Consider the following 20690-nt stretch of genomic DNA (forward strand, 5'->3'; position numbering starts at 1 on the left):
CCCTTTATAAAACAAAAAACCCGGCCAAGGCCGGGTTTTTCATTAATCCACTAAAATTATTTAATTTTAGCTTCTTTGTATACTACGTGCTGACGGACAACTGGATCGAATTTCTTCAGTTCCAATTTTTCCGGCTTAGTACGCTTGTTCTTCGTGGTGGTATAGAAGTGACCAGTACCAGCAGAAGAAACCAGCTTGATCTTCTCGCGAACACCTTTAGCCATGATTCAGTTCCTTAATACTTCTCACCACGGGCACGCAGATCGGCCAGAACCGTCTCAATACCCTTCTTATCGATAACACGCATACCTTTAGCAGATACACGCAGAGTTACAAAGCGCTTCTCAGCCTCAACCCAAAAACGGTGTGAGTGCAGGTTAGGCAGAAAACGGCGTTTGGTCGCGTTCATTGCGTGGGAACGGTTGTTACCGCTCACCGGGCGCTTGCCAGTAACTTGGCAGACTCGGGACATGTCTATTCTCCAAAAATCAAATCAGCTCGAGCTTCGTATAGGGTATGGCCGCCTCGTCAGGCTTTTAGAGCCCATCTCAGCAAACTTCATACTGAGGAGACTCTCGTCATCAGGTAGAAACCACACATCAGGTCAGAAACCTGCTGAGATAGGCTCTTGCGCCAAACCCAAGATTCTCAAAGGTGGCGTAGTATACGCTCTGAAGCGTAAGTGCTCAAGTCCCGAACAGCTAAAGATCCCACAAGGATCGCGAAAAAATCGCTTAAAGCCATCCGCGCTCGGCAAAAGAGACGCATTCACCCCGACCGATCACCAAATGATCGAGCACTCGGATCTCCAATAACTGACAGGCTTTCACCACCTGTTCCGTTATCAAACGGTCGGCATGACTGGGTTCAGCCTTACCCGAGGGGTGATTATGCGCGAGAATCAGCGCGGCGGCATTAGCCTTCAACGCTTCACGCACAATTTCTCTCGGGTAGACGACGACGCTGCTGATGGTACCAGCAAACATCTCCTGATGGCGAATAACCCGGTGCTGATTGTCTAAAAACAATACCAAAAAGACCTCTCGCTCGCGATGGGCCAGCAGGCTTTGCAGATAATGCTGGGTGACGCGCGGATTGAGCATGGCGTTTTCCTGCGACAAATGGCTGGAAAAGAAGCGCAGCGCCAGCTCGGCAATCGCCTGCAGCTGCGTATAGCTGGCATCCCCCAGGCCTTTTTGGCTACAAAAAGCCTGATGATCGGCCGACATCAGGTGATAAAGCGAGCCGAACCGGCGCAGCAGCTGCTCCGCCAGCTGCATCACGTGCACGCCGGGCAATCCGGTGCGCAAGAAAATGGCCAACAGCTCTGCGTCGGACAGCGCCGCCGCCCCCTGCATCAACAGCTTTTCACGCGGCGCCAGCGCGCCCGGCCAGCACGCCACAATCGGGTTGCTCATCGTGTTCCTCCCTGAAAGGGCTACAGCATGCCATGTGCTGCCCGGCGCGTTCGACAGGTGTTTGATAACATTGCGAAGTGTTTCGCAAAGCACAATGTAACGCCCTGCAGCCATTGCGGAATCACTCACCTGAACGGCGGATATGCTAAAATGGCGCATCTTTCGGCTTTCAATCGGACAATGATGATGACGGGACTTTCCGGCAAACATATTGTGCTTGGCATCAGCGGCGGCATCGCCGCCTACAAATGCCCAGAGCTGGTGCGCCGCCTGCGCGACAGGGGTGCAGAAGTGCGCGTGGTGATGACCCACGCCGCCAAGGCGTTCATTACGCCACTGACGCTGCAGGCCGTTTCCGGCTACCCGGTGTCCGACGATCTGTTGGATCCCGTCGCCGAAGCCGCCATGGGCCACATCGAACTGGGCAAGTGGGCGGATCTGGTGATTCTGGCGCCGGCGACCGCCGATCTGCTGGCGCGCGTCGCCGCCGGCATGGCCAACGATCTGCTGACTACCGTCTGCCTGGCGACCGACGCCCCTATCGCCGCCGCCCCCGCCATGAACCAGCAGATGTATCGCGCCGCCGCCACGCAGGCCAACCTGCAAACGCTGCAGACGCGCGGCATGCTGCTCTGGGGGCCGGACAGCGGCAGCCAGGCCTGCGGCGACGTCGGCCCGGGCCGCATGCTGGATCCGCTGGACATCGTCGACCTGGCGAACGCGCATTTCTCCGCCCCGCAGGATCTGCAACATTTGCAGGTTATGATCACCGCCGGCCCAACGCGTGAAGCGCTGGATCCGGTACGTTTCATCAGCAATCACAGCTCCGGCAAAATGGGCTTCGCCATCGCCCGCGCCGCCGCCGCCCGCGGCGCGCAGGTGACGCTGATCGCCGGGCCGGTCAGCCTGCCGACGCCGCCATCGGTCACCCGAGTGGACGTCACCAGCGCGCTGGAGATGGAGCAGGCGGTGCAACAGCGCGCGGCGCAGCAGCAGATTTTCATCTCCTGCGCCGCCGTGGCCGACTACCGCCCCGAGCAGATCGCCGATGAAAAAATAAAAAAACAGGGTGATGAAATCGTCCTCAAGATGGTAAAAAACCCCGATATCGTCGCCGGCGTGGCCGCGATGACCAAAAATCGACCGTTTGTCGTGGGGTTTGCCGCCGAAACCCAGAATGTGGAAGAATACGCGCGGCAAAAACTGGCGCGTAAGAAGCTGGATTTGATTTGCGCTAACGATGTATCGCTTGCAGAGCACGGGTTCAACAGCGACACCAATGCCCTGCACCTTTTTTGGCAGGATGGAGAAAAGCGCCTGGCGCTGAGCGACAAGGCACTCCTTGGCCAACGTTTAATAGACGAGATAGTCAGCCGTTATGATGAAAAAAATCGACGTTAAGATCCTCGACCCGCGTATCGGTCAGGATTTCCCGCTACCGACCTACGCCACGCCGGGCTCCGCCGGTCTCGACCTGCGCGCCTGCCTGGACAGCGCGGTAGAGCTGGCGCCGGGTGAAACCACGCTGCTGCCCACCGGCCTCGCGATCCACATCGCCGACGCCGGCCTGGCGGCAGTGATCCTGCCGCGCTCCGGCCTGGGCCATAAGCACGGCGTCGTGCTGGGCAACCTGGTCGGCCTGATCGACTCCGATTACCAGGGCCAGCTGATGGTGTCCGTTTGGAACCGCGGCCAGAAGCACTTCACCATCGAGCCGGGCGAACGCATCGCGCAGATGGTCTTCGTGCCGGTGGTGCAGGCCGAATTCAACCTGGTGGAAGAGTTCGACAGTAGCGAGCGCGGCGAAGGCGGCTTCGGCCACTCGGGGCGCCACTAAGCGCCACCCAATGCACGATGGCCGGCAGGGAAACGTCGCCTGAACCTTGCCTTTCCGGGGAGAAGGATGTCTCTGCGGCAAGGTTTTACCGCGACAATTGCAGCGCACACCAGGCAGCGCGGAAAAAGGCCGTTAAGGCCGCTGACCCCAGTATCGTAAAAAAGCTATCACATAAGCCGCACAGAGCCTGCTCTGCAGCGGCCGGTGCCCGGGTTTCCGTCAGTTAAGTTTTAGCAAGGGTCTAATCAGACATGGCAGAAAAAGAAAATACGAAAAGGAATCGGCGCGAGGAAATATTGCAGGCGTTAGCCCAGATGCTGGAATCCAGCGACGGCAGCCAGCGCATTACCACCGCCAAGCTCGCCGCAAACGTGGGTGTTTCTGAAGCTGCGCTGTACCGGCATTTCCCCAGCAAGACACGGATGTTCGACAGTCTGATCGAGTTTATCGAAGACAGCCTGATCACCCGCATCAACCTGATCTTGCAGGACGAGAAAGAGACGTTTAATCGTCTGCGCCTGATTTTACTGCTGATTCTGGGCTTTGCGGAACGTAACCCAGGGCTGACGCGCATCATGACCGGCCACGCGCTGATGTTTGAACAGGATCGCCTGCAGGGCCGCATCAACCAGCTGTTCGAACGTATCGAGGCGCAGCTGCGTCAGGTGCTGAAAGAGCGCAAATTGCGCGAAGGCAAAGGCTTCATCGTCGATGAAACGCTGTTGGCCAGCCAACTGCTGGCCTTCTGCGAAGGCATGTTGTCGCGCTATGTGCGTTCGGAATTCCGCTATCGTCCAACGCAGGAATTCGACGCCCGCTGGCCGCTATTGGCGGCACAGCTGCAATAACGAAAACGCCGGGCATGCCCGGCGTTTTTATTTATACCCCGTACTGCTCGCGGTAAGCGCGCACCGCCGCCAGGTGGTCCGCCATTTCCGGTTTCTCTTCCAGATAAGCGATCAGGTCCTTCAGCGTCACGATCGAAATCACCTTGCAGTGATAGTCGCGTTCCACTTCCTGAATGGCGGAGATATCCGCGCGGCCGCGTTCCTGACGGTCGAGGGAGATCAGCACCCCCGCCAGCGAAGCGCCGCTGGCGCCGATGATTTCCATCGACTCGCGGATCGCGGTGCCGGCGGTGATCACATCATCCACCAGCATCACACGCCCCTGCAGCGGGCTGCCGACCAGCGAACCACCCTCGCCGTGGGTCTTGGCTTCCTTGCGGTTAAAGCAGTAAGGCACGTCGCGCTCATGGTGTTCCGCCAGCGCAACCGCCGTGGTGGTGGCGATAGGAATGCCTTTATAGGCCGGGCCAAACAGCAGATCGAAATCGATGCCGGAGTCCATCAGGGCTTCGGCGTAGAAGCGCCCCAACAGCGCAAGATCGCGCCCGGTATTAAACAGGCCGGCGTTGAAGAAATACGGGCTGGTGCGGCCGGATTTCAGGGTGAACTCGCCGAATTTCAATACCTGCTTGTTAAGCGCGAACTCGATAAACTGGCGCTGATAGGCTTTCATTACTGCTTCTCCTCGTCTGAATCTGCTTGGGTCTTGTCATTACTGCCGCCCGATCGTCGGGCATAAAAAAGGCGACTTCTCAGTCGCCTTAAAAAATCAGTCCGCCAGCGCCGCTTTCTGCGCCTGGAAGATGGTTTCGATGCCCCCTCGGGCCAGCGCCAATAGCGCCAACAGCTCATCGTGGCTGAACGGCTCGCCTTCGGCGGTGCCCTGCACTTCAATCATGCGGCCGTCTTCCATCATCACCACGTTCATGTCGGTTTCCGCCGCGGAATCTTCCACATACTCCAGATCGCACAGCGCTTCGCCGTTGACGATGCCGACGGAAACCGCCGCTACCATGCCCTTCATCGGGTTGGCTTTCAGCTTGCCGTTGGCCACCAGGGTGTTCAGCGCATCGGCCAGCGCCACGCAGGCGCCGGAGATGGAGGCGGTGCGGGTACCGCCGTCGGCCTGCAGTACGTCGCAGTCGAGGGTGATGGTGAATTCACCGAGCTTTTTCAGATCCACCGCGGCGCGCAGCGAGCGCGCGATCAGGCGCTGGATCTCCAGCGTGCGGCCACCTTGTTTGCCTTTGGCGGCTTCACGTGCGTTGCGGCTGTGGGTGGAGCGCGGCAGCATGCCGTACTCGGCGGTGATCCAACCTTGCCCCTGGCCTTTCAGGAAGCGCGGAACGCCCTCTTCTACCGTGGCGGTGCACAAGACTTTGGTATCGCCAAACTCAACCAGCACTGAGCCTTCAGCGTGTTTGGTATAGTGACGGGTCAGTGTCAGGGGGCGAACTTGCTGTGGTGCTCTGCCTGCAGGACGCATGGGCTCTCTCCGGCTTCAAATCAACTATTGGCTGCGCATTATACGGGCTTCGTGACGTAATGCCTATCCTGCCCGCAGTCGCGACGCTATAATCGCCCCATCTTTTCCTATTACGGGTACGCATCAATGATCCGCAGCATGACCGCCTACGCCCGGCGTGAAATCAAGGGTGAATGGGGCAGCGCAGCCTGGGAGCTGCGTTCCGTTAACCAGCGCTACTTAGAAACCTACATCCGTCTGCCGGAGCAATTCCGCAGCCTGGAGCCGGTGATCCGTGAACGTATCCGTGGCCGCCTGACCCGCGGCAAAGTCGAATGCAACCTGCGTTTCGAACTGGATCCAAGCGCGCAAAGCTCGCTGATCCTGAACGAAAAACTGGCCAAACAGCTGGTCGAAGCCGCCAACTGGGTGAAAATGCAGAGCGACGAAGGGGAAATCAACCCGATCGACGTGCTGCGCTGGCCGGGCGTGATGTCCGCGGAGGAGCAGGATCTGGACGCCATCAGCGTCGAGCTGATGCAGGCGCTGGACGGCGCGCTGGATGACTTTATCGTCGCACGCGAGAGCGAAGGCGCCGCGCTGAAGACGCTGATCGAACAACGCCTCGACGGCGTCAGCGCCGAAGTGGTCAAAGTGCGCGCCCAGATGCCGAACATCCTGCAATGGCAGCGCGAGCGCCTGGTCAGCAAGCTGGAAGAGGCGCAGGTACAGCTGGAAAACACCCGCCTGGAGCAAGAGCTGGTGCTGATGGCGCAGCGTATCGACGTCGCCGAAGAGCTGGACCGTCTGGAAGCGCACGTGAAAGAGACGCACAACATCCTGAAAAAGAAAGAAGCCGTCGGCCGCCGCCTCGACTTTATGATGCAGGAGTTCAACCGCGAATCGAACACCCTGGCCTCCAAGTCGATCAATGCCGACGTCACTGCTTCCGCCATCGAGCTGAAAGTGCTGATCGAGCAAATGCGCGAGCAGATCCAGAATATCGAGTGATCCTGCCCCTAATGTCATCAAGCCCGCGCCACGCGGGCTTTTTTATGGCTGCAAATCAGCGATAGGCGGCCACCTGCTCCTCACCGATCAACCCCATTTTCTGCAGCTGCACCGCAATGCTCCAGGTTGAGCGCTCGAACTCATCGCTCAGCGCTTCCAGCGTCGCCCCGGCCGCATGGCTCTCGCGCAGCCGCAGTTTTTCCTCTTCCGGCCAGGGGAAGTAGGCATTGGCAGGTCGGCCCTCGACCAGATTCTTCTGCCGTTTCTCCTCCGGCGTCAACCGGGCTTTTTTCTGCAGTTCGGCCTCACCTCCAAACTCGTTGGCTAACGCGAACAGCAGCCGGATAGCCTCCGGTGCGCAGGCCGCTGAAGCCGGTTTCAACAGCTCGCCGGTGTCGGGATTAACGCCGTTGGCCAGCGCCCTGAGCAAAGTGCCAATATTCATCGTTCGCCTCCTTGTCCGAGAAAATGCGCGCCGGTCACGGCGCCTGTTCCAAACATGTTTCTCTTCCTCAGCCAAGAAAACCACGCTTTACGTCGGGAAAAATCGCCGATTGCGAACCAGATTCCAGGCGTTTGCACATAAGTAACGGGGATTACATCAAGTTGCGAGCCGGCAGGCCTCTGGGGAGACGGCTCACCGGGGGCTTATGAAAAACTGCCGAGCAGCGCGTGCGGATGACAATCGGCAAGATATCCCGCATGCCATAAGTATTTTGTTCTAATTATCACGCAAGGTAATGAAAGGATGGCGATGCTGTGGCTAAATGTGTTTTTTTCCTGCCCGTGAACCGTACGGACCGTTTATGCCACAAATTCTGCAATTTATTATGGCCCTGGTGGTGATCATCGCCCTGGCGCTGCTGGTCAGCAATAATCGCAAGAAAATCCGCCTGCGCTATATCATCCAGTTGTTGGTGATCGAAGGCGCGCTGGCCTATTTCTTCCTGCACTCCGCCAGCGGGCTCAGCGTGATCAAACACGTCGCCGGCTTCTTCGACACTCTGCTCGCCTACGCTGCCCAAGGATCGGAGTTCGTGTTCGGCGGCATGAGCAAGGATGGTCTGGCGTTCATCTTCCTCGGCGTTTTGTGCCCTATCATCTTTATTTCCGCCCTGATCGGCATTTTGCAGCATTTCCGCATCCTGCCGCTGATCATCCGCCTGGTCGGCACCCTGCTGTCCAAGGTCAACGGCATGGGCAAGCTGGAATCGTTCAACGCCGTCAGCACGCTGGTGCTGGGGCAGTCGGAGAACTTTATCGCCTATAAAGGCATCATCGGCGATATCTCGCCGCGCCGCATGTACACCATGGCCGCGACCGCCATGTCGACGGTTTCGCTCTCCATCGTCGGCGCCTACATGTCGATGATCGACGCGCAATACGTGGTGGCGGCGTTGATCCTTAATATGTTCAGCACCTTCATCATCCTGTCGATCATCAACCCGTATCAGGTTGAAGACGAGCCGGAGCTGAAGCTGAACAAACTGCATGAAGATCAGAGCTTCTTCGAAATGTTGGGCGAGTACATTCTGGCCGGCTTCAAGATTGCGATGATCATCGCGGCGATGCTGATCGGCTTTATCGCGCTGATCTCCGCCGTCAATGCGCTGTTCTCTGCGGTGCTCGGCATCAGCTTCCAGCAGATCCTCGGCTACGTGTTCTATCCGCTGGCCTGGCTGATCGGCATCCCGGCGGAAGAGGCCCTGAAGGCGGGCAGCATCATGGCGACCAAACTGGTAGCCAACGAATTCGTGGCGATGATTGAACTGAAGAAGATCGCGGCGGAGCTGTCGCCGCGCGGGCTGGGCATTCTGTCGGTGTTCCTGGTGTCGTTCGCCAACTTCGCCTCCATCGGCATCGTCGCCGGCGCCATCAAAGGGCTGAACGAGCAGCAAGGCAACGTGGTTTCCCGTTTTGGCCTGAAGCTGGTTTACGGCTCGACGCTGGTGAGCCTGTTGTCGGCGGCCATCGCGGGCCTGGTGCTGTAATCCCCACTCCCGGCCGCAGGGCCGGGAGTTCGCTTTAAAACGCCACGCACACCGGCGCATCCACCCGCATCACCGAATCCTGCGCAAACTGCTGCTTATAGCCGCTGCGCAGCGCCTCGATATTCGCCTCGCTCTCTTTGTCCGGCGCATGGATCAGCAGCAGCGCCTTGCTGTTCTCGCGCGCCAGTTTGCCGTCGTGGCCCAGCCACTGGCCTTTGGCATCAAAGACCGTCAGCCCGTCTTTAAAGCGCGGCGTTACCTGGCTATCGACGAAGGTTTGCCACTCGGCGGCGGTGATCGCCGGCCCCGCAGGGCGGTTCAGGCCGAAGTAGAGCGTTGTCTGCACCAGCGGATCACCGGTGCGACAAGCCGGGGCGGGTGACGTTGCCTGGTGGCCTGGCGCCACGCAGCCGCTCAGCAGCAGGGCGGCCATCACGGCGCCGGCGGCCAGTTTCGAGGAGTTTTTCATCAGCAGTCTCGGTTTCTCGGTTGAAGAATTCGCTGCAAAAAGCATAGTCAGCAATGGAAATCAGCGCTAAATTTCTAATGCTTTTATTAACATCAAGATGTTAATAAAAGCTGTTTATCGGCAATAAAAACGGATTTTGGATTAGCTATATTAATCCGAAACACCATCGGTGAAAAAAACTCAGTGGCGCGCGTCCTCGGCGGCGATTACCCTGCCGGCCATCATTCTGAGGCAAGTACGCTGTGAACCCCTTATGTTACTGAGCATCCTTTATATCATCGGCATCACCGCCGAAGCCATGACCGGCGCGCTGGCCGCCGGCCGCCGTCAAATGGACATGTTCGGCGTGATCATCATCGCCTCTGTCACCGCAATCGGCGGCGGGTCGGTGCGCGATATGTTGCTCGGGCATTTTCCGTTGGGCTGGGTCAAACACCCGGAATACATCGTCATCGTCGCGATAGCGGCGATCGTCACCACCTGGGTGGCTCCTCTGATGCGCCATCTGCGCCGCCTGTTCCTGGTGCTCGACGCCGTCGGCCTGATCGTCTTCTCCATCATCGGCGCGCAGGTGGCCCTGGATATGGGGCACAGCGCCATTATCGCCGCCATCGCCGCGGTGATCACCGGCGTCTTCGGCGGGGTGCTGCGCGATATGTTCTGCAACCGCATCCCGCTGGTTTTCCAGAAAGAGATCTACGCCGGCATCTCCTTCAGCGCCGCCTGGCTGTATATCGGCCTGCAGCACCTCAGCCTGCCGCACAATCTGGTGGTGATCCTCACCTTGGTCGCCGGCCTGAGCGCGCGTCTTATCGCCCTGCGCTTCCGCCTCGGCCTGCCGGTGTTCAACTACCAGCATCCGGATCACTGATCTCGGGGCGGCAACGCGCCGCCGCCGAGGCCAAAACTGCAAAAATGTCGCCCTTCGGCGCGCAAATTCGCCCTTTCGACGCTTTTTCCACGCAAAGCCGCGGGCAAAATGCGAGCTAACGCTGCACCCGGCGCGTTAGCCGTGTATACTGTGCGGAGAAAATACACATCCGCTGTTTTTGGCATATCAACCGTTATCAACGAACATCATCATGGCTCAAGGCACGCTTTATATTGTCTCTGCTCCCAGTGGCGCAGGTAAATCAAGTCTGATTCAGGCTTTGTTAAAGACGCAACCGCTGTACGACACGCAGGTTTCGGTTTCGCACACCACGCGCGACAGTCGCCCGGGTGAAAATCACGGCGAGCATTATTTCTTCGTCTCGAAAGACGAATTCCGCCGGATGATCGAGCAGGACGCGTTTCTTGAGCACGCCGAAGTGTTCGGCAACTATTACGGCACTTCGCGCGCCGCCATCGAACAAGTCTTGTCGACCGGCGTGGATGTGTTTCTGGATATCGACTGGCAGGGCGCGCAGCAAATCCGCGCCAAAATGCCGCAGGCGCGCAGCATCTTCATTCTGCCGCCGTCGAAGGAAGAACTGGGCCGCCGCCTGCGCGGGCGCGGGCAGGATTCCGAAGAGGTGATCGCCAAACGCATGGCTCAGGCCGTGGCGGAAATGACGCATTACGCGGAGTACGATTACCTGATCGTGAACGATGATTTCGATCTGGCGCTGTCCGATCTGAAGACCATCATTCGCGCCGAACGCCTGCGTTTGGGCCGCCAGTTGCTGCGGCATGACGCTTTAATCAGCAAACTATTGGCAGACTGAAGGCAGTTTCAGTATCATGCCCAGTCTTTTCGTCACCTGTGGAGTAGCACAAATATGGCACGCGTAACTGTTCAAGACGCTGTAGAGAAAATTGGTAACCGTTTTGACCTGGTGTTGGTCGCTGCTCGTCGGGCGCGTCAGATCCAGACCGGCGGCAAAGATGCACTGGTTCCGGAAGAGAACGACAAGTACACCGTTATCGCCCTGCGCGAAATCGAAGAAGGCCTGATCACCAGCCAGATCCTCGACGTGCGTGAGCGCCAGGAACAGCAAGAGCAGGAAGCCGCAGAGATTCAAGCGGTTACCGCGATTGCTGAAGGTCGTCGTTAATTAGACTGCGAGTCCGCCTTGTACCTGTTTGAAAGCCTGAATCTGCTGATTCAACGTTACCTGCCCGAGGAGCAGATTAAGCGCCTCAAACAGGCATACCTCGTCGCGCGCGACGCGCACGAGGGCCAGACACGCTCCAGCGGTGAGCCCTACATTACTCACCCGGTCGCCGTGGCCTGCATCCTGGCGGAAATGCGTCTCGATCACGAGACGCTGATGGCGGCGTTGCTGCACGACGTCATCGAAGACACCCCAGCCACCTATCAAGATATGGAACAGCTGTTCGGCAAGAGCGTCGCCGAACTGGTTGAGGGCGTCTCCAAGCTCGACAAGCTGAAGTTCCAGGACAAGAAAGAAGCGCAGGCGGAAAACTTCCGCAAGATGATCATGGCGATGGTGCAGGATATCCGCGTCGTGCTGATCAAGCTGGCCGACCGTACGCACAACATGCGCACCCTCGGTTCGCTGCGCCCCGACAAACGCCGGCGCATCGCGCGTGAAACCCTGGAAATCTACAGCCCCCTCGCCCACCGTCTGGGTATTCATCACCTGAAAACCGAGCTGGAAGAGCTGGGCTTCGAGGCGCTGTACCCAAACCGTTATCGCGTGATCAAGGAAGTGGTGAAAGCCGCGCGCGGCAACCGCAAAGAGATGATTCAAAAAATCCTCTCCGAGATCGAAGGGCGGCTGACCGAGGCCGGCATCGCCTGCCGCGTCAGCGGAAGGGAAAAACACCTCTACTCCATCTACCTCAAGATGCACCTGAAAGAACAGCGTTTCCATTCCATCATGGATATCTACGCGTTCCGGGTGATCGTGAAAGAGGTCGATACCTGCTACCGCGTACTCGGCCAAGTGCACAGCCTGTATAAACCGCGCCCGGGGCGGGTGAAAGATTACATCGCCATTCCCAAGGCCAACGGCTATCAATCGCTCCATACCTCGCTGATCGGCCCGCACGGCGTACCGGTCGAAGTGCAGATCCGCACCGAAGACATGGACCAGATGGCTGAGATGGGGGTGGCCGCGCACTGGGCTTACAAGGAAAGAGAACAGGGCGAAACCGGCACCACGGCGCAGATCCGCGCCCAACGCTGGATGCAAAGCCTGCTGGAGCTGCAGCAAAGCGCTGGCAGTTCGTTTGAATTTATCGAGAGCGTCAAATCCGATCTGTTCCCGGATGAGATTTACGTTTTCACCCCGGAAGGTCGCATCGTCGAGCTGCCCGCCGGCGCCACGCCGGTCGACTTCGCCTATGCGGTGCATACCGATATCGGCCATGCCTGCGTCGGCGCGCGCGTCGATCGTCAGCCATACCCGCTGTCACAGTCGCTGACCAGCGGCCAGACCGTCGAGATCATCACCGCACCGGGCGCGCGGCCCAACGCCGCCTGGCTGAACTTCGTGGTCAGCTCGAAAGCACGCGCCAAAATTCGCCAGATGTTGAAGAATCTCAAGCGCGATGACTCCGTTGGCCTCGGCCGCCGTCTGCTCAACCATGCGTTGGGCGGCAGCCGCAAGCTGGCCGAAATCCCGCAGGAAAACATTCAGCACGAGCTGGACCGCATGAAGCTGGCGACGCTGGACGATCTGCTGGCGGAAATCGGCCTCGGCAACGCCATGAGCGTGGTGGTGGCGAAGAATCTGCAGGGCGATCAGTCCAGCCTGGGCACCACCTCCGGCGTGCGTAACCTGGCCATCAAGGGCGCCGACGGCGTGTTGATCACCTTCGCCAAGTGCTGCCGTCCGATTCCGGGCGACCCGATTATCGCTCACGTCAGCCCGGGCAAAGGGCTGGTGATCCACCATGAATCTTGCCGCAATATTCGCGGCTATCAGAAAGAGCCTGAGAAGTTCATGGCGGTCGAGTGGGATAAAGAGACCGAGCAGGAGTTCATCGCCGAGATCAAGGTGGATATGTTTAACCACCAGGGCGCGCTGGCCAACCTGACGGCAGCGATCAACGCGGCCGAGTCCAATATTCAGAGCCTGAACACCGAAGAGAAAGACGGTCGGGTTTATAGCGCCTTTATCCGCTTGACCACCCGCGATCGCATCCATTTGGCAAACATTATGCGTAAAATCCGTATCATGCCGGATGTGATCAAAGTTAACCGCAACCGAAACTAGCGCTTATGAGTCCTGAACGCTATGCGCGGATTTGTGAAATGCTCGCGACCCGGCAGCCGGATTTGACGGTCTGCCTGGAGCAAGTGCACAAGCCGCATAACGTCTCCGCCATTATCCGCACCGCCGACGCCGTCGGCGTGCATCAGGTCCACGCCGTGTGGCCCACCACCCGCATGCGCACCCTGGTTTCCTCCGCCGCCGGCAGCAACAGCTGGGTCAGCGTTAAAACCCATCCCACCATCGGCGACGCGGTCGGTCACCTGAAAGCGCAGGGCATGCAAATTCTGGCCACCAACCTGTCTGCGCGCGCGGTCGATTTCCGCGAAGTGGACTACACTCGGCCAACCTGCGTGCTGCTCGGCCAGGAAAAAACCGGCATCACCGAAGAAGCGCTGGCGCTCGCCGACCAGGACATCGTCATTCCGATGATCGGCATGGTGCAATCGCTCAACGTCTCCGTGGCTTCGGCGCTGATCCTGTATGAAGCGCAGCGCCAGCGGCAGAATGCCGGCCTGTATCGCCGCGACAACAGCATGTTGGATGAAGAAGAGCAGCAGCGTCTGCTGTTCGAAGGCGGCTACCCGGTGCTGGCCAACGTGGCCAAGCGCAAAGGGCTGCCACGCCCGCAGATTGACGAGCAGGGCCAGGTGGTCGCCAGCGCCGAATGGTGGGCGGCCATGCAGGCGACGGTGCGCAAATGAAAGGCCGCCTGCTGGATGCTGTCCCACTCACCACGCTTTCCGGGGTTGGCGCCAGCCAGGCGGGCAAACTGGCCAAGCTTGGCCTCGAGACCATTCAGGATCTGCTGCTGCACCTGCCGCTGCGCTACGAAGACCGTACCCGCCTCTACCCGATCAACGATCTGCTGCCGGGCATCTACGCCACGGTAGAAGGGGAAGTGCTGCGCAGCGACATCAGCTTCGGCCGCCGTCGCATGCTGACCTGCCAGATCAGCGACGGTACCGGCATCCTCACCATGCGGTTCTTCAATTTCAACGCCGCAATGAAGAACAGCCTGGCCACCGGCCGCCGCGTGACCGCCTACGGCGAGATCAAACGCGGCAACCACGGCGCGGAGATCATTCATCCGGAATACCGTATTCAGGGCGAAGCCAGCGAGGTCGAGCTGCAGGAGTCGCTGACGCCGGTCTACCCCACCACCGAGGGGGTGCGGCAGGCCACGCTGCGCAAGCTGACCGACCAGGCGCTGGCGCTGCTGGATACCTGCGCCATCGCCGAACTGCTGCCGCCGGAGCTGAGCGGCGGCCTGATGAGCCTGCCGCAGGCGCTGCACACCCTGCATCGCCCGCCGCCGGACATTCAGCTGGCGGATCTGGAACTGGGCAAACACCCGGCGCAAAAACGCCTGATCCTCGAAGAGCTGCTGGCGCATAACCTCAGCATGCTGGCGGTGCGCGCCGGCGCGCAGAGTTATCAGGCGCAACCGCTGCTGCCGGACGATCGGCTGAAAAACCGTTTTCTCGCACAGTTGCCGTTCTCGCCGACCGGCGCGCAAACGCGCGTGGTGGCCGACATCGAAGCCGACATGCAAAAAGACTTCCCGATGATGCGGCTGGTACAGGGCGACGTCGGTTCCGGCAAAACGCTGGTGGCGGCGCTGGCGGCGCTGCGCGCCATCGCGCACGGCAAGCAGGTGGCGCTGATGGCGCCGACCGAGCTGCTGGCCGAACAGCATGCCAACAACTTCCGCCAGTGGTTCGAACCGCTGGGGCTGCAGGTCGGCTGGCTGGCGGGCAAACAGAAAGGCAAGGCGCGCATCGCGCAGCAGGAAGCCATCGCCAGCGGCCAGGTATCGATGGTGGTCGGTACCCATGCCATCTTCCAGGAGCAGGTGCAGTTCAACGGCCTGGCGCTGGTGATCATTGATGAGCAGCACCGCTTCGGGGTGCATCAGCGGCTGGCGCTGTGGGAGAAAGGCGAAGAGCAAGGCTTCCACGCCCATCAGCTGATCATGACCGCCACGCCGATCCCGCGCACGCTGGCGATGACCGCCTATGCCGATCTCGATACCTCGGTCATCGACGAGCTGCCGCCGGGCCGCACGCCGGTGACCACCGTCGCCATTCCCGATACCCGCCGCGCCGACATCATTCAACGGGTGAAAAGCGCCTGTCTGGAAGAAGGACGGCAGGCTTACTGGGTATGTACGCTGATCGAAGAGTCCGAGCTGCTGGAAGCGCAGGCGGCGGAAGCCACCTGGGAAGAATTGAAAGCCGCGCTGCCGGAGCTGAAGGTGGCGCTGGTGCACGGCCGCATGAAAGCGCAGGAAAAGCAGGCGGTGATGCAGGCGTTTAAACAGGGCAAGCTGCAGCTGTTGGTCGCCACCACGGTGATCGAGGTCGGCGTCGACGTGCCCAACGCCAGCCTGATGATCATCGAAAACCCGGAACGGCTGGGCCTGGCGCAGCTGCACCAGCTGCGCGGCCGCGTAGGGCGCGGCGCGGTGGCTTCACACTGCGTGCTGCTGTACAAAACGCCGCTGAGCAAAACCGCGCAAACGCGCCTGCAAGTGCTGCGCGACAGCAACGACGGCTTTGTCATCGCCCAGCGCGATCTGGAGATCCGCGGCCCGGGCGAGCTGCTGGGCACCCGCCAGACCGGCAGCGCCGAATTCAAGGTGGCGGACCTGTTGCGCGACCAGGCGATGATCCCCGAAGTGCAACGCGTCGCCCGCCATCTCCATCAGCACTACCCGGAACACGCCCAGGCGCTGATCGAACGCTGGCTGCCGGAGAAGGCGCGCTACTCCAACGCATAAAAAAGGGCGCCGCAGGCGCCCTTCTCATGATGACTCGCGATATTACCCCACCGCCGGGAACACCGGCAGCAGCAGATACAGCTTGATAACGATGGCGTTGGCGATATCGATAAAGAACGCTCCCACCATCGGCACCACCAGAAACGCCAGATGCGACGGGCCGAAGCGATCGGTGATCGCCTGCATGTTGGCGATCGCCGTCGGCGTGGCGCCCATGCCGAAACCACAGTGGCCGGCGGCCAGCACCGCCGCGTCGTAGTTCTTGCCCATCACCCGGTAGGTAACAAAGATCGCGTACAGCGCCATCACCAGCGTCTGCACCGCCAGGATCGCCAGCATCGGTAACGCCAGCGAAGCCAGCTCCCACAGGCGCAGGCTCATCAACGCCATCGCCAGGAACAGCGACAGGCTGACATTACCCAGCACCGATACCGCCCGTTCGAACACGGTATAGAAACCGGTGAAGGCCAGCGTGTTGCTGAGGATCACCCCGACGAACAGCACGCAAACGAAGTTAGGCAGCTCAAACACCGTACCGTTCAGCAAGCCGGCAATCAGCTGCCCCAGGCTCAGACAGATGGCGATCATGGCGATGGTTTCGATCATCACCAGCGAGGTGATCAGGCGGCCGCTTTCCGGCTTCTCGAAACCGCTCGGCTGCACGCTGTCTTCCGGCGTGCCTTCCGGCGTAGAGGAGTGTTTGACCAGATAGCGCGCCACCGGGCCGCCGATCAGGCCGCCCAGCACCAGGCCGAAGGTGGCACAGGCCATGGCGACTTCCGTCGCGTTTTCAAAGCCGTAGCGCTCGATGAACAGCTTGCTCCAGGCCGCCCCGGTGCCGTGGCCGCCCGACAGGGTGATCGACCCGGCGATCAGGCCCATCAACGGATCCAACCCCAGCATTTTCGCCATGCCGATGCCGATGGCGTTCTGCACCAACAGCAGCCCCAGCACCACGAACAGGAATACCATCAGCGCCTTGCCGCCGGCGCGCAACCGCGCCAGGTTGGCATTCAGCCCGATAGTGGCGAAAAAGGCCAGCATCAGCGGATCCTTCAGCGACATGTCAAAGCTGATTTCCCAGTTGGCGAACTTTTTCAGGGCTAACAACAGAAGGGCCACCAGCAAACCGCCGGCGACGGGGGCAGGAATGGTATATTTTCGCAGCAGAGGAATGCTTCTGACGCACTTGCCCCCGAGGAGCAAAACCAGCGTCGCGGCGACTAACGTGCCATAAGTATCAAGATGAAACATCCAGGTACTCCATGTAAGGGAAAAGATCCAAATAAAAATAATAAGTTATAGAAAACCACTGAGTTTTTAAACTTGATGAGTCCAGGATTAGAAGTAAAAAACGCTAAGATGACAAGAAAAAATGAATGAAAATGCGACATAAACAGGAAAGTTGACAATATAATATTTAGGCGCAACCGTTTGCTTTTGCGGGGCGGCGCATTAAAATGCCTGCTTTGCCGTATCTGGAAACGCCACACCATGAGCATGTCATCCTCCGAGCTTGATGCCACACGCCAAGCCGCCTCAGAATCCCGCGCCAGCGAACTGATTTATCGCCTCGAAGACCGCCCGCCGCTGCCGCAAACGCTGTTTGCCGCCGGCCAGCATCTGTTGGCGATGTTCGTTGCGGTGATCACTCCGGCGCTGCTGATCTGCCAGGCGCTGGGCCTGCCGGCGCAGGATACCCAGCACATCATCAGCATGTCGCTGTTCGCCTCCGGCCTGGCTTCCATTCTGCAAATCAAAACCTGGGGGCCGGTGGGTTCCGGGCTACTGTCGATTCAGGGCACCAGCTTCAACTTCGTTTCGCCGCTGATCATGGGCGGTCTGGCGCTGAAAAACGGCGGCGCCGACGTGCCGACCATGATGGCCGCGCTGTTCGGCACCCTGATGGTCGCTTCTTGCACCGAAATTTTGCTGTCGCGCGTGCTGCATCTGGCGCGCCGCATCATCACCCCGCTGGTTTCCGGCATCGTGGTGATGATCATTGGCCTGTCGCTGATTCAGGTCGGTTTGACCTCGATCGGCGGCGGTTATGCCGCGATGAACGATCACAGCTTCGGCTCACCGAAAAACCTGCTGCTGGCCGGCGCGGTGCTGGCGGTCATCATCCTGCTGAACCGCCAGCGCAACCCTTACCTGCGCGTCGCTTCATTGGTGATCGCCATGGCGGTCGGCTATCTGTTGGCCTGGGCGATGGACATGCTGCCCGCCGACGCTCCGGCGGCACCCACGGCGGCGATCACTATTCCCACGCCGCTCTATTACGGCCTGGGCTTCGACTGGAACTTGCTGCTGCCGCTGATGCTGATCTTTATGGTCACCTCGCTGGAAACCATCGGCGACATCACCGCCACCTCTGATGTCTCCGAACAGCCGGTCAGCGGGCCGCTGTACATGAAGCGTCTAAAAGGGGGCGTACTGGCCAACGGCCTGAACTCGATGCTGTCGGCGGTGTTCAATACCTTCCCCAACTCCTGCTTCGGCCAGAACAACGGCGTGATCCAGCTGACCGGCGTCGCCAGCCGCTATGTCGGCTTTGTGGTGGCGCTGATGCTGATCGCGCTGGGGCTGTTCCCGGCGGTAGCCGGCTTCGTGCAGCACATCCCCGAGCCGGTACTGGGCGGTGCGACCATCGTGATGTTCGGCACCATCGCCGCCTCCGGCGTGCGCATCGTGTCACGCGAGCGCCTGAACCGCCGCGCCATCATGATCATGGCGCTGTCGCTGGCCGTCGGCATGGGCGTCTCCCAGCAGCCGCTGATCCTGCAGTTCGCGCCGGACTGGCTGAAAACCCTACTCTCTTCCGGCATCGCCGCCGGCGGCATTACCGCCATCGTGCTGAACCTGGTGTTCCCGCAGGAACACGAGAAAAAGTAACCCGCCCATTGGCGTTCAAACGGCCGCTTGCGGCCGTTTTTTATTGTCTATCAGACCATTGCCCTTGAGATGCCCGGCCAATTGCGGCATAAACAGGGTATCTTTTTTGACCGATGCGGATGTAGACGATGAAATTTATCGGAAAGCTGTTGCTGACGTTGCTGCTGCTGATCGTGCTGGCGGTGGTGGTGCTGTACCTGGTCGGGCAAACCCGCTGGGCGGCAGGCCGCCTGAGTGCCTGGATCAGCGACAACAGCGAATACCGCCTGTCGATAGGAAAAATCACCCATTCGTGGAGCCAACCGGACCAGATCGGTCTGGAAGACGTGCAGCTGGCGCGCAGCGGCCAGCCGCAGGCGCTGGTTGCCAAACGCGTCGATCTCGGCCTCAGCCTGCGCCAAATCACCGAGCCGCGCTATTTTCACAGCGTCACGCTGCGCGACGGCACGCTGAACGTGCAGCCACAGGCGGCGGCGTTGCCTGTACAGGCCGACGTGCTGCAGTTGAGCAACATGGCGCTGCAGTCCAACGATAACGAGTGGCAGCTCAACGCGCAGCAGGTCACTGCCGGCATCACGCCGTGGCGCCCGCTGGCCGGCCATCTGCTGGGGGACAACAACCAGTTTCAGTTCAGCGCCGGTTCGATGACGCTGAACGGCATCCCCGCCTCGAAGGTGTTGGTGCAGGGGGAGCAAAAGCAGGGCCAACTGCTGTTGAACAACTTCGGCGCCGATCTGGCGCAGGGCGACCTGACCGGCGTGGCCAGCCGCGCCGCCGACGGCAGCTGGCGGGTGGAGCGCCTGCGGCTGAGCGGCGTGCGCCTGCAGACCCCGTTGACGCTGGCAGAATTCATGCAGCGCTTTACCACTCTGCCGCCGGTCACCCTCAAGCGTTTCGATCTTATCGACGCGCGCCTGGAAGGCAAGGCATGGGCGGTTAACGATCTCGATTTGTCGCTGCAAAACGTCAGCGTCGAAAAAGGCGACTGGCGCAGCGAAGACGGCTCGCTCAACTTCAACGCCAGCGACGTGATCAACGGCGGTTTCCACCTGATCGATCCGATCGCCACCCTACGGCTCTCTTCCGCCGGCATCGCCATTCAGCAATTCACCACCCGCTGGGAAGGCGGGCTGCTGCGCACCTCCGGCAACTGGCTGCGCGCCGGCAAACGCCTGCAGCTGGATGAAGTGGCCATGGCGGCGCTAGAGTACACCCTGCCGATAGACTGGCGCGAGCTGTGGCTGAAACCGCTGCCGGGCTGGCTGGCGGAGGTGTACGTCACCAAGCTGACCACCAACCGCAATCTGATCATCGATATCAACCCGGCATTCCCATTCCAGATCACCGCGCTGGACGGTTACGGCAGCAACCTGCTGCTGGCGCGCGACCACCAGTGGGGCATTTGGTCCGGTTCGCTAAACCTGAACGGCAGCGAGGCCACCTTCAACAAAATCGACGTGCGGCGCCCTTCGCTGGCGCTGAACGCCGACGCCAACCAGATCACCGTCACCGAGCTCAGCGCCTTTATGCCCAATGGGTTGCTGGAGGCCAAAGCGACCGTCGATCAGCTGCCGGGCAAGCCGTTCCAGCTGATGCTGCACGGCCGTTCGGTACCGATCAATACCTTGCAGCAATGGGGATGGCAGCCGGTGCCGCTGACGGGCGACGGCAACCTTGAGCTGCAGTTGAAAGGGCTGCTGAACAGCGACGGGCCGTTCAAGGCCTCATTGAAAGGCAATCTGCAGGCCACCGCCGGCGACGGCCAAGCGGTGAACCAACAACTGCCGTAATGCACTGCGCGGCCCGCCCTC

General features: G+C 60.0%; 21 protein-coding genes. 13 read left to right on the forward strand and 8 right to left on the reverse strand.

Annotated features, from left to right (window positions below; genetic code table 11):
- Positions 1-56: 56 nt before the first annotated feature.
- The 3 genes from rpmG to radC all read right to left on the reverse strand — a co-directional run bounded on the left by rpmG (position 57) and on the right by radC (position 1418).
- Positions 57-224, reverse strand: coding sequence for a 50S ribosomal protein L33 (gene rpmG, locus GUC32_RS23970; RefSeq protein WP_002442576.1), 168 nt, complete (start codon positions 222-224; stop codon positions 57-59).
- Positions 225-235: 11 nt separating this feature from the next.
- Positions 236-472 carry a 50S ribosomal protein L28 gene (gene rpmB, locus GUC32_RS23975; protein WP_004931195.1) on the reverse strand — a complete coding sequence of 79 codons (237 nt, stop codon included), beginning with the start codon at positions 470-472 and terminating at the stop codon, positions 236-238.
- Between the two features lie 262 nt (positions 473-734).
- Positions 735-1418, reverse strand: coding sequence for a DNA repair protein RadC (gene radC / locus GUC32_RS23980; protein ID WP_025304698.1), 684 nt, complete (start codon positions 1416-1418; stop codon positions 735-737).
- Positions 1419-1601: 183 nt separating this feature from the next.
- On the opposite strand from radC, the gene coaBC reads away from it, so the two are divergent.
- The 3 genes from coaBC (at position 1602) to slmA (ending at position 4103) form a co-directional block, all read left to right on the forward strand.
- Positions 1602-2819: a bifunctional phosphopantothenoylcysteine decarboxylase/phosphopantothenate--cysteine ligase CoaBC gene (gene coaBC, locus GUC32_RS23985; protein WP_369435472.1), complete on the forward strand. Its 1218-nt coding sequence runs from the start codon at positions 1602-1604 to the stop codon at positions 2817-2819.
- A complete protein-coding gene (gene dut / locus GUC32_RS23990; RefSeq protein ID WP_016929680.1) occupies positions 2797-3255 on the forward strand; it encodes a dUTP diphosphatase in 459 nt (152 codons plus the stop codon). Before coaBC ends, dut begins: the two co-directional genes overlap by 23 nt.
- Positions 3256-3506: 251 nt before the next feature.
- Positions 3507-4103, forward strand: coding sequence for a nucleoid occlusion factor SlmA (gene slmA / locus GUC32_RS23995; protein WP_025304700.1), 597 nt, complete (start codon positions 3507-3509; stop codon positions 4101-4103).
- Positions 4104-4134: 31 nt separating this feature from the next.
- Here the strand turns inward: slmA and pyrE are convergent, their stop codons facing one another.
- Both pyrE and rph read right to left on the reverse strand, forming a co-directional pair.
- Positions 4135-4776: an orotate phosphoribosyltransferase gene (gene pyrE / locus GUC32_RS24000; RefSeq protein WP_004931204.1), complete on the reverse strand. Its 642-nt coding sequence runs from the start codon at positions 4774-4776 to the stop codon at positions 4135-4137.
- Positions 4777-4872: 96 nt separating this feature from the next.
- Complete coding sequence (gene rph, locus GUC32_RS24005; protein WP_025160305.1) at positions 4873-5589, reverse strand: ribonuclease PH; 717 nt, start codon at positions 5587-5589, stop codon at positions 4873-4875.
- Between the two features lie 126 nt (positions 5590-5715).
- Between rph and GUC32_RS24010 the strand changes: the two genes are divergently transcribed.
- A complete protein-coding gene (locus GUC32_RS24010) occupies positions 5716-6579 on the forward strand; it encodes a YicC/YloC family endoribonuclease (protein ID WP_060435257.1) in 864 nt (287 codons plus the stop codon).
- A 55-nt stretch (positions 6580-6634) separates the two neighbouring features.
- Here GUC32_RS24010 and GUC32_RS24015 read toward each other — a convergent pair whose 3' ends face one another.
- Positions 6635-7024, reverse strand: a complete 390-nt coding sequence (locus GUC32_RS24015) for a hypothetical protein (RefSeq protein ID WP_197832636.1) — start codon at positions 7022-7024, stop codon at positions 6635-6637.
- A 361-nt stretch (positions 7025-7385) separates the two neighbouring features.
- Between GUC32_RS24015 and GUC32_RS24020 the strand changes: the two genes are divergently transcribed.
- Entirely contained in the window at positions 7386-8570 is a 1185-nt protein-coding gene (locus tag GUC32_RS24020) for a NupC/NupG family nucleoside CNT transporter (RefSeq protein ID WP_004931212.1), read from the forward strand.
- A gap of 34 nt (positions 8571-8604) precedes the next feature.
- On the opposite strand, the gene GUC32_RS24025 is transcribed toward GUC32_RS24020, so the two are convergent.
- The gene (locus GUC32_RS24025) at positions 8605-9039 is read right to left on the reverse strand and encodes a DUF3574 domain-containing protein (protein ID WP_197832635.1); all 435 of its coding nucleotides are present in this window, start codon (positions 9037-9039) and stop codon (positions 8605-8607) included.
- Positions 9040-9292: 253 nt separating this feature from the next.
- Here GUC32_RS24025 and GUC32_RS24030 point away from each other — a divergent pair, with 253 nt between their 5' ends.
- The 6 genes from GUC32_RS24030 to recG all read left to right on the forward strand — a co-directional run bounded on the left by GUC32_RS24030 (position 9293) and on the right by recG (position 15984).
- Positions 9293-9910, forward strand: coding sequence for a trimeric intracellular cation channel family protein (locus tag GUC32_RS24030; protein ID WP_025304704.1), 618 nt, complete (start codon positions 9293-9295; stop codon positions 9908-9910).
- Positions 9911-10121: 211 nt separating this feature from the next.
- Positions 10122-10745, forward strand: a complete 624-nt coding sequence (gmk, locus tag GUC32_RS24035; RefSeq protein ID WP_033636481.1) for a guanylate kinase — start codon at positions 10122-10124, stop codon at positions 10743-10745.
- A gap of 54 nt (positions 10746-10799) precedes the next feature.
- Entirely contained in the window at positions 10800-11075 is a 276-nt protein-coding gene (gene rpoZ, locus GUC32_RS24040; protein ID WP_004931221.1) for a DNA-directed RNA polymerase subunit omega, read from the forward strand.
- Positions 11076-11093: 18 nt separating this feature from the next.
- Positions 11094-13205, forward strand: coding sequence for a bifunctional GTP diphosphokinase/guanosine-3',5'-bis pyrophosphate 3'-pyrophosphohydrolase (gene spoT, locus GUC32_RS24045; RefSeq protein WP_015379445.1), 2112 nt, complete (start codon positions 11094-11096; stop codon positions 13203-13205).
- Between the two features lie 5 nt (positions 13206-13210).
- Positions 13211-13906 (forward strand): tRNA (guanosine(18)-2'-O)-methyltransferase TrmH, encoded by a 696-nt coding sequence (gene trmH / locus GUC32_RS24050; RefSeq protein WP_033639122.1) that lies wholly within the window; start codon positions 13211-13213, stop codon positions 13904-13906.
- Positions 13903-15984 carry an ATP-dependent DNA helicase RecG gene (gene recG, locus GUC32_RS24055; RefSeq protein ID WP_089196366.1) on the forward strand — a complete coding sequence of 694 codons (2082 nt, stop codon included), beginning with the start codon at positions 13903-13905 and terminating at the stop codon, positions 15982-15984. Before trmH ends, recG begins: the two co-directional genes overlap by 4 nt.
- Before the next feature lie 42 nt (positions 15985-16026).
- Here recG and gltS read toward each other — a convergent pair whose 3' ends face one another.
- Positions 16027-17238, reverse strand: coding sequence for a sodium/glutamate symporter (gene gltS, locus GUC32_RS24060; RefSeq protein WP_025304708.1), 1212 nt, complete (start codon positions 17236-17238; stop codon positions 16027-16029).
- Between the two features lie 240 nt (positions 17239-17478).
- Between gltS and GUC32_RS24065 the strand changes: the two genes are divergently transcribed.
- Positions 17479-18879, forward strand: coding sequence for an NCS2 family protein (locus GUC32_RS24065; protein WP_025304709.1), 1401 nt, complete (start codon positions 17479-17481; stop codon positions 18877-18879).
- A 128-nt stretch (positions 18880-19007) separates the two neighbouring features.
- The gene (locus tag GUC32_RS24070; protein WP_261456919.1) at positions 19008-20669 is read left to right on the forward strand and encodes an AsmA family protein; all 1662 of its coding nucleotides are present in this window, start codon (positions 19008-19010) and stop codon (positions 20667-20669) included.
- Positions 20670-20690: the final 21 nt, after the last annotated feature.

Source organism: Serratia sp. NGAS9, assembly GCF_009905295.1.
GTDB classification, from domain to species: domain Bacteria; phylum Pseudomonadota; class Gammaproteobacteria; order Enterobacterales; family Enterobacteriaceae; genus Serratia; species Serratia bockelmannii.

What these genes read in the sequence shown, in the direction of transcription:
- rpmG (WP_002442576.1), bottom strand. Translation starts at nt 224, where the DNA reads ATGGCTAAAGGTGTTCGCGAGAAGATCAAGCTGGTTTCTTCTGCTGGT.
- rpmB (WP_004931195.1), bottom strand. Translation starts at nt 472, where the DNA reads ATGTCCCGAGTCTGCCAAGTTACTGGCAAGCGCCCGGTGAGCGGTAAC.
- radC (WP_025304698.1), bottom strand. Translation starts at nt 1,418, where the DNA reads ATGAGCAACCCGATTGTGGCGTGCTGGCCGGGCGCGCTGGCGCCGCGT.
- coaBC (WP_369435472.1), top strand. Translation starts at nt 1,602, where the DNA reads ATGATGACGGGACTTTCCGGCAAACATATTGTGCTTGGCATCAGCGGC.
- dut (WP_016929680.1), top strand. Translation starts at nt 2,797, where the DNA reads ATGATGAAAAAAATCGACGTTAAGATCCTCGACCCGCGTATCGGTCAG.
- slmA (WP_025304700.1), top strand. Translation starts at nt 3,507, where the DNA reads ATGGCAGAAAAAGAAAATACGAAAAGGAATCGGCGCGAGGAAATATTG.
- pyrE (WP_004931204.1), bottom strand. Translation starts at nt 4,776, where the DNA reads ATGAAAGCCTATCAGCGCCAGTTTATCGAGTTCGCGCTTAACAAGCAG.
- rph (WP_025160305.1), bottom strand. Translation starts at nt 5,589, where the DNA reads ATGCGTCCTGCAGGCAGAGCACCACAGCAAGTTCGCCCCCTGACACTG.
- GUC32_RS24010 (WP_060435257.1), top strand. Translation starts at nt 5,716, where the DNA reads ATGATCCGCAGCATGACCGCCTACGCCCGGCGTGAAATCAAGGGTGAA.
- GUC32_RS24015 (WP_197832636.1), bottom strand. Translation starts at nt 7,024, where the DNA reads ATGAATATTGGCACTTTGCTCAGGGCGCTGGCCAACGGCGTTAATCCC.
- GUC32_RS24020 (WP_004931212.1), top strand. Translation starts at nt 7,386, where the DNA reads ATGCCACAAATTCTGCAATTTATTATGGCCCTGGTGGTGATCATCGCC.
- GUC32_RS24025 (WP_197832635.1), bottom strand. Translation starts at nt 9,039, where the DNA reads ATGAAAAACTCCTCGAAACTGGCCGCCGGCGCCGTGATGGCCGCCCTG.
- GUC32_RS24030 (WP_025304704.1), top strand. Translation starts at nt 9,293, where the DNA reads ATGTTACTGAGCATCCTTTATATCATCGGCATCACCGCCGAAGCCATG.
- gmk (WP_033636481.1), top strand. Translation starts at nt 10,122, where the DNA reads ATGGCTCAAGGCACGCTTTATATTGTCTCTGCTCCCAGTGGCGCAGGT.
- rpoZ (WP_004931221.1), top strand. Translation starts at nt 10,800, where the DNA reads ATGGCACGCGTAACTGTTCAAGACGCTGTAGAGAAAATTGGTAACCGT.
- trmH (WP_033639122.1), top strand. Translation starts at nt 13,211, where the DNA reads ATGAGTCCTGAACGCTATGCGCGGATTTGTGAAATGCTCGCGACCCGG.
- recG (WP_089196366.1), top strand. Translation starts at nt 13,903, where the DNA reads ATGAAAGGCCGCCTGCTGGATGCTGTCCCACTCACCACGCTTTCCGGG.
- gltS (WP_025304708.1), bottom strand. Translation starts at nt 17,238, where the DNA reads ATGTTTCATCTTGATACTTATGGCACGTTAGTCGCCGCGACGCTGGTT.
- GUC32_RS24065 (WP_025304709.1), top strand. Translation starts at nt 17,479, where the DNA reads ATGAGCATGTCATCCTCCGAGCTTGATGCCACACGCCAAGCCGCCTCA.
- GUC32_RS24070 (WP_261456919.1), top strand. Translation starts at nt 19,008, where the DNA reads ATGAAATTTATCGGAAAGCTGTTGCTGACGTTGCTGCTGCTGATCGTG.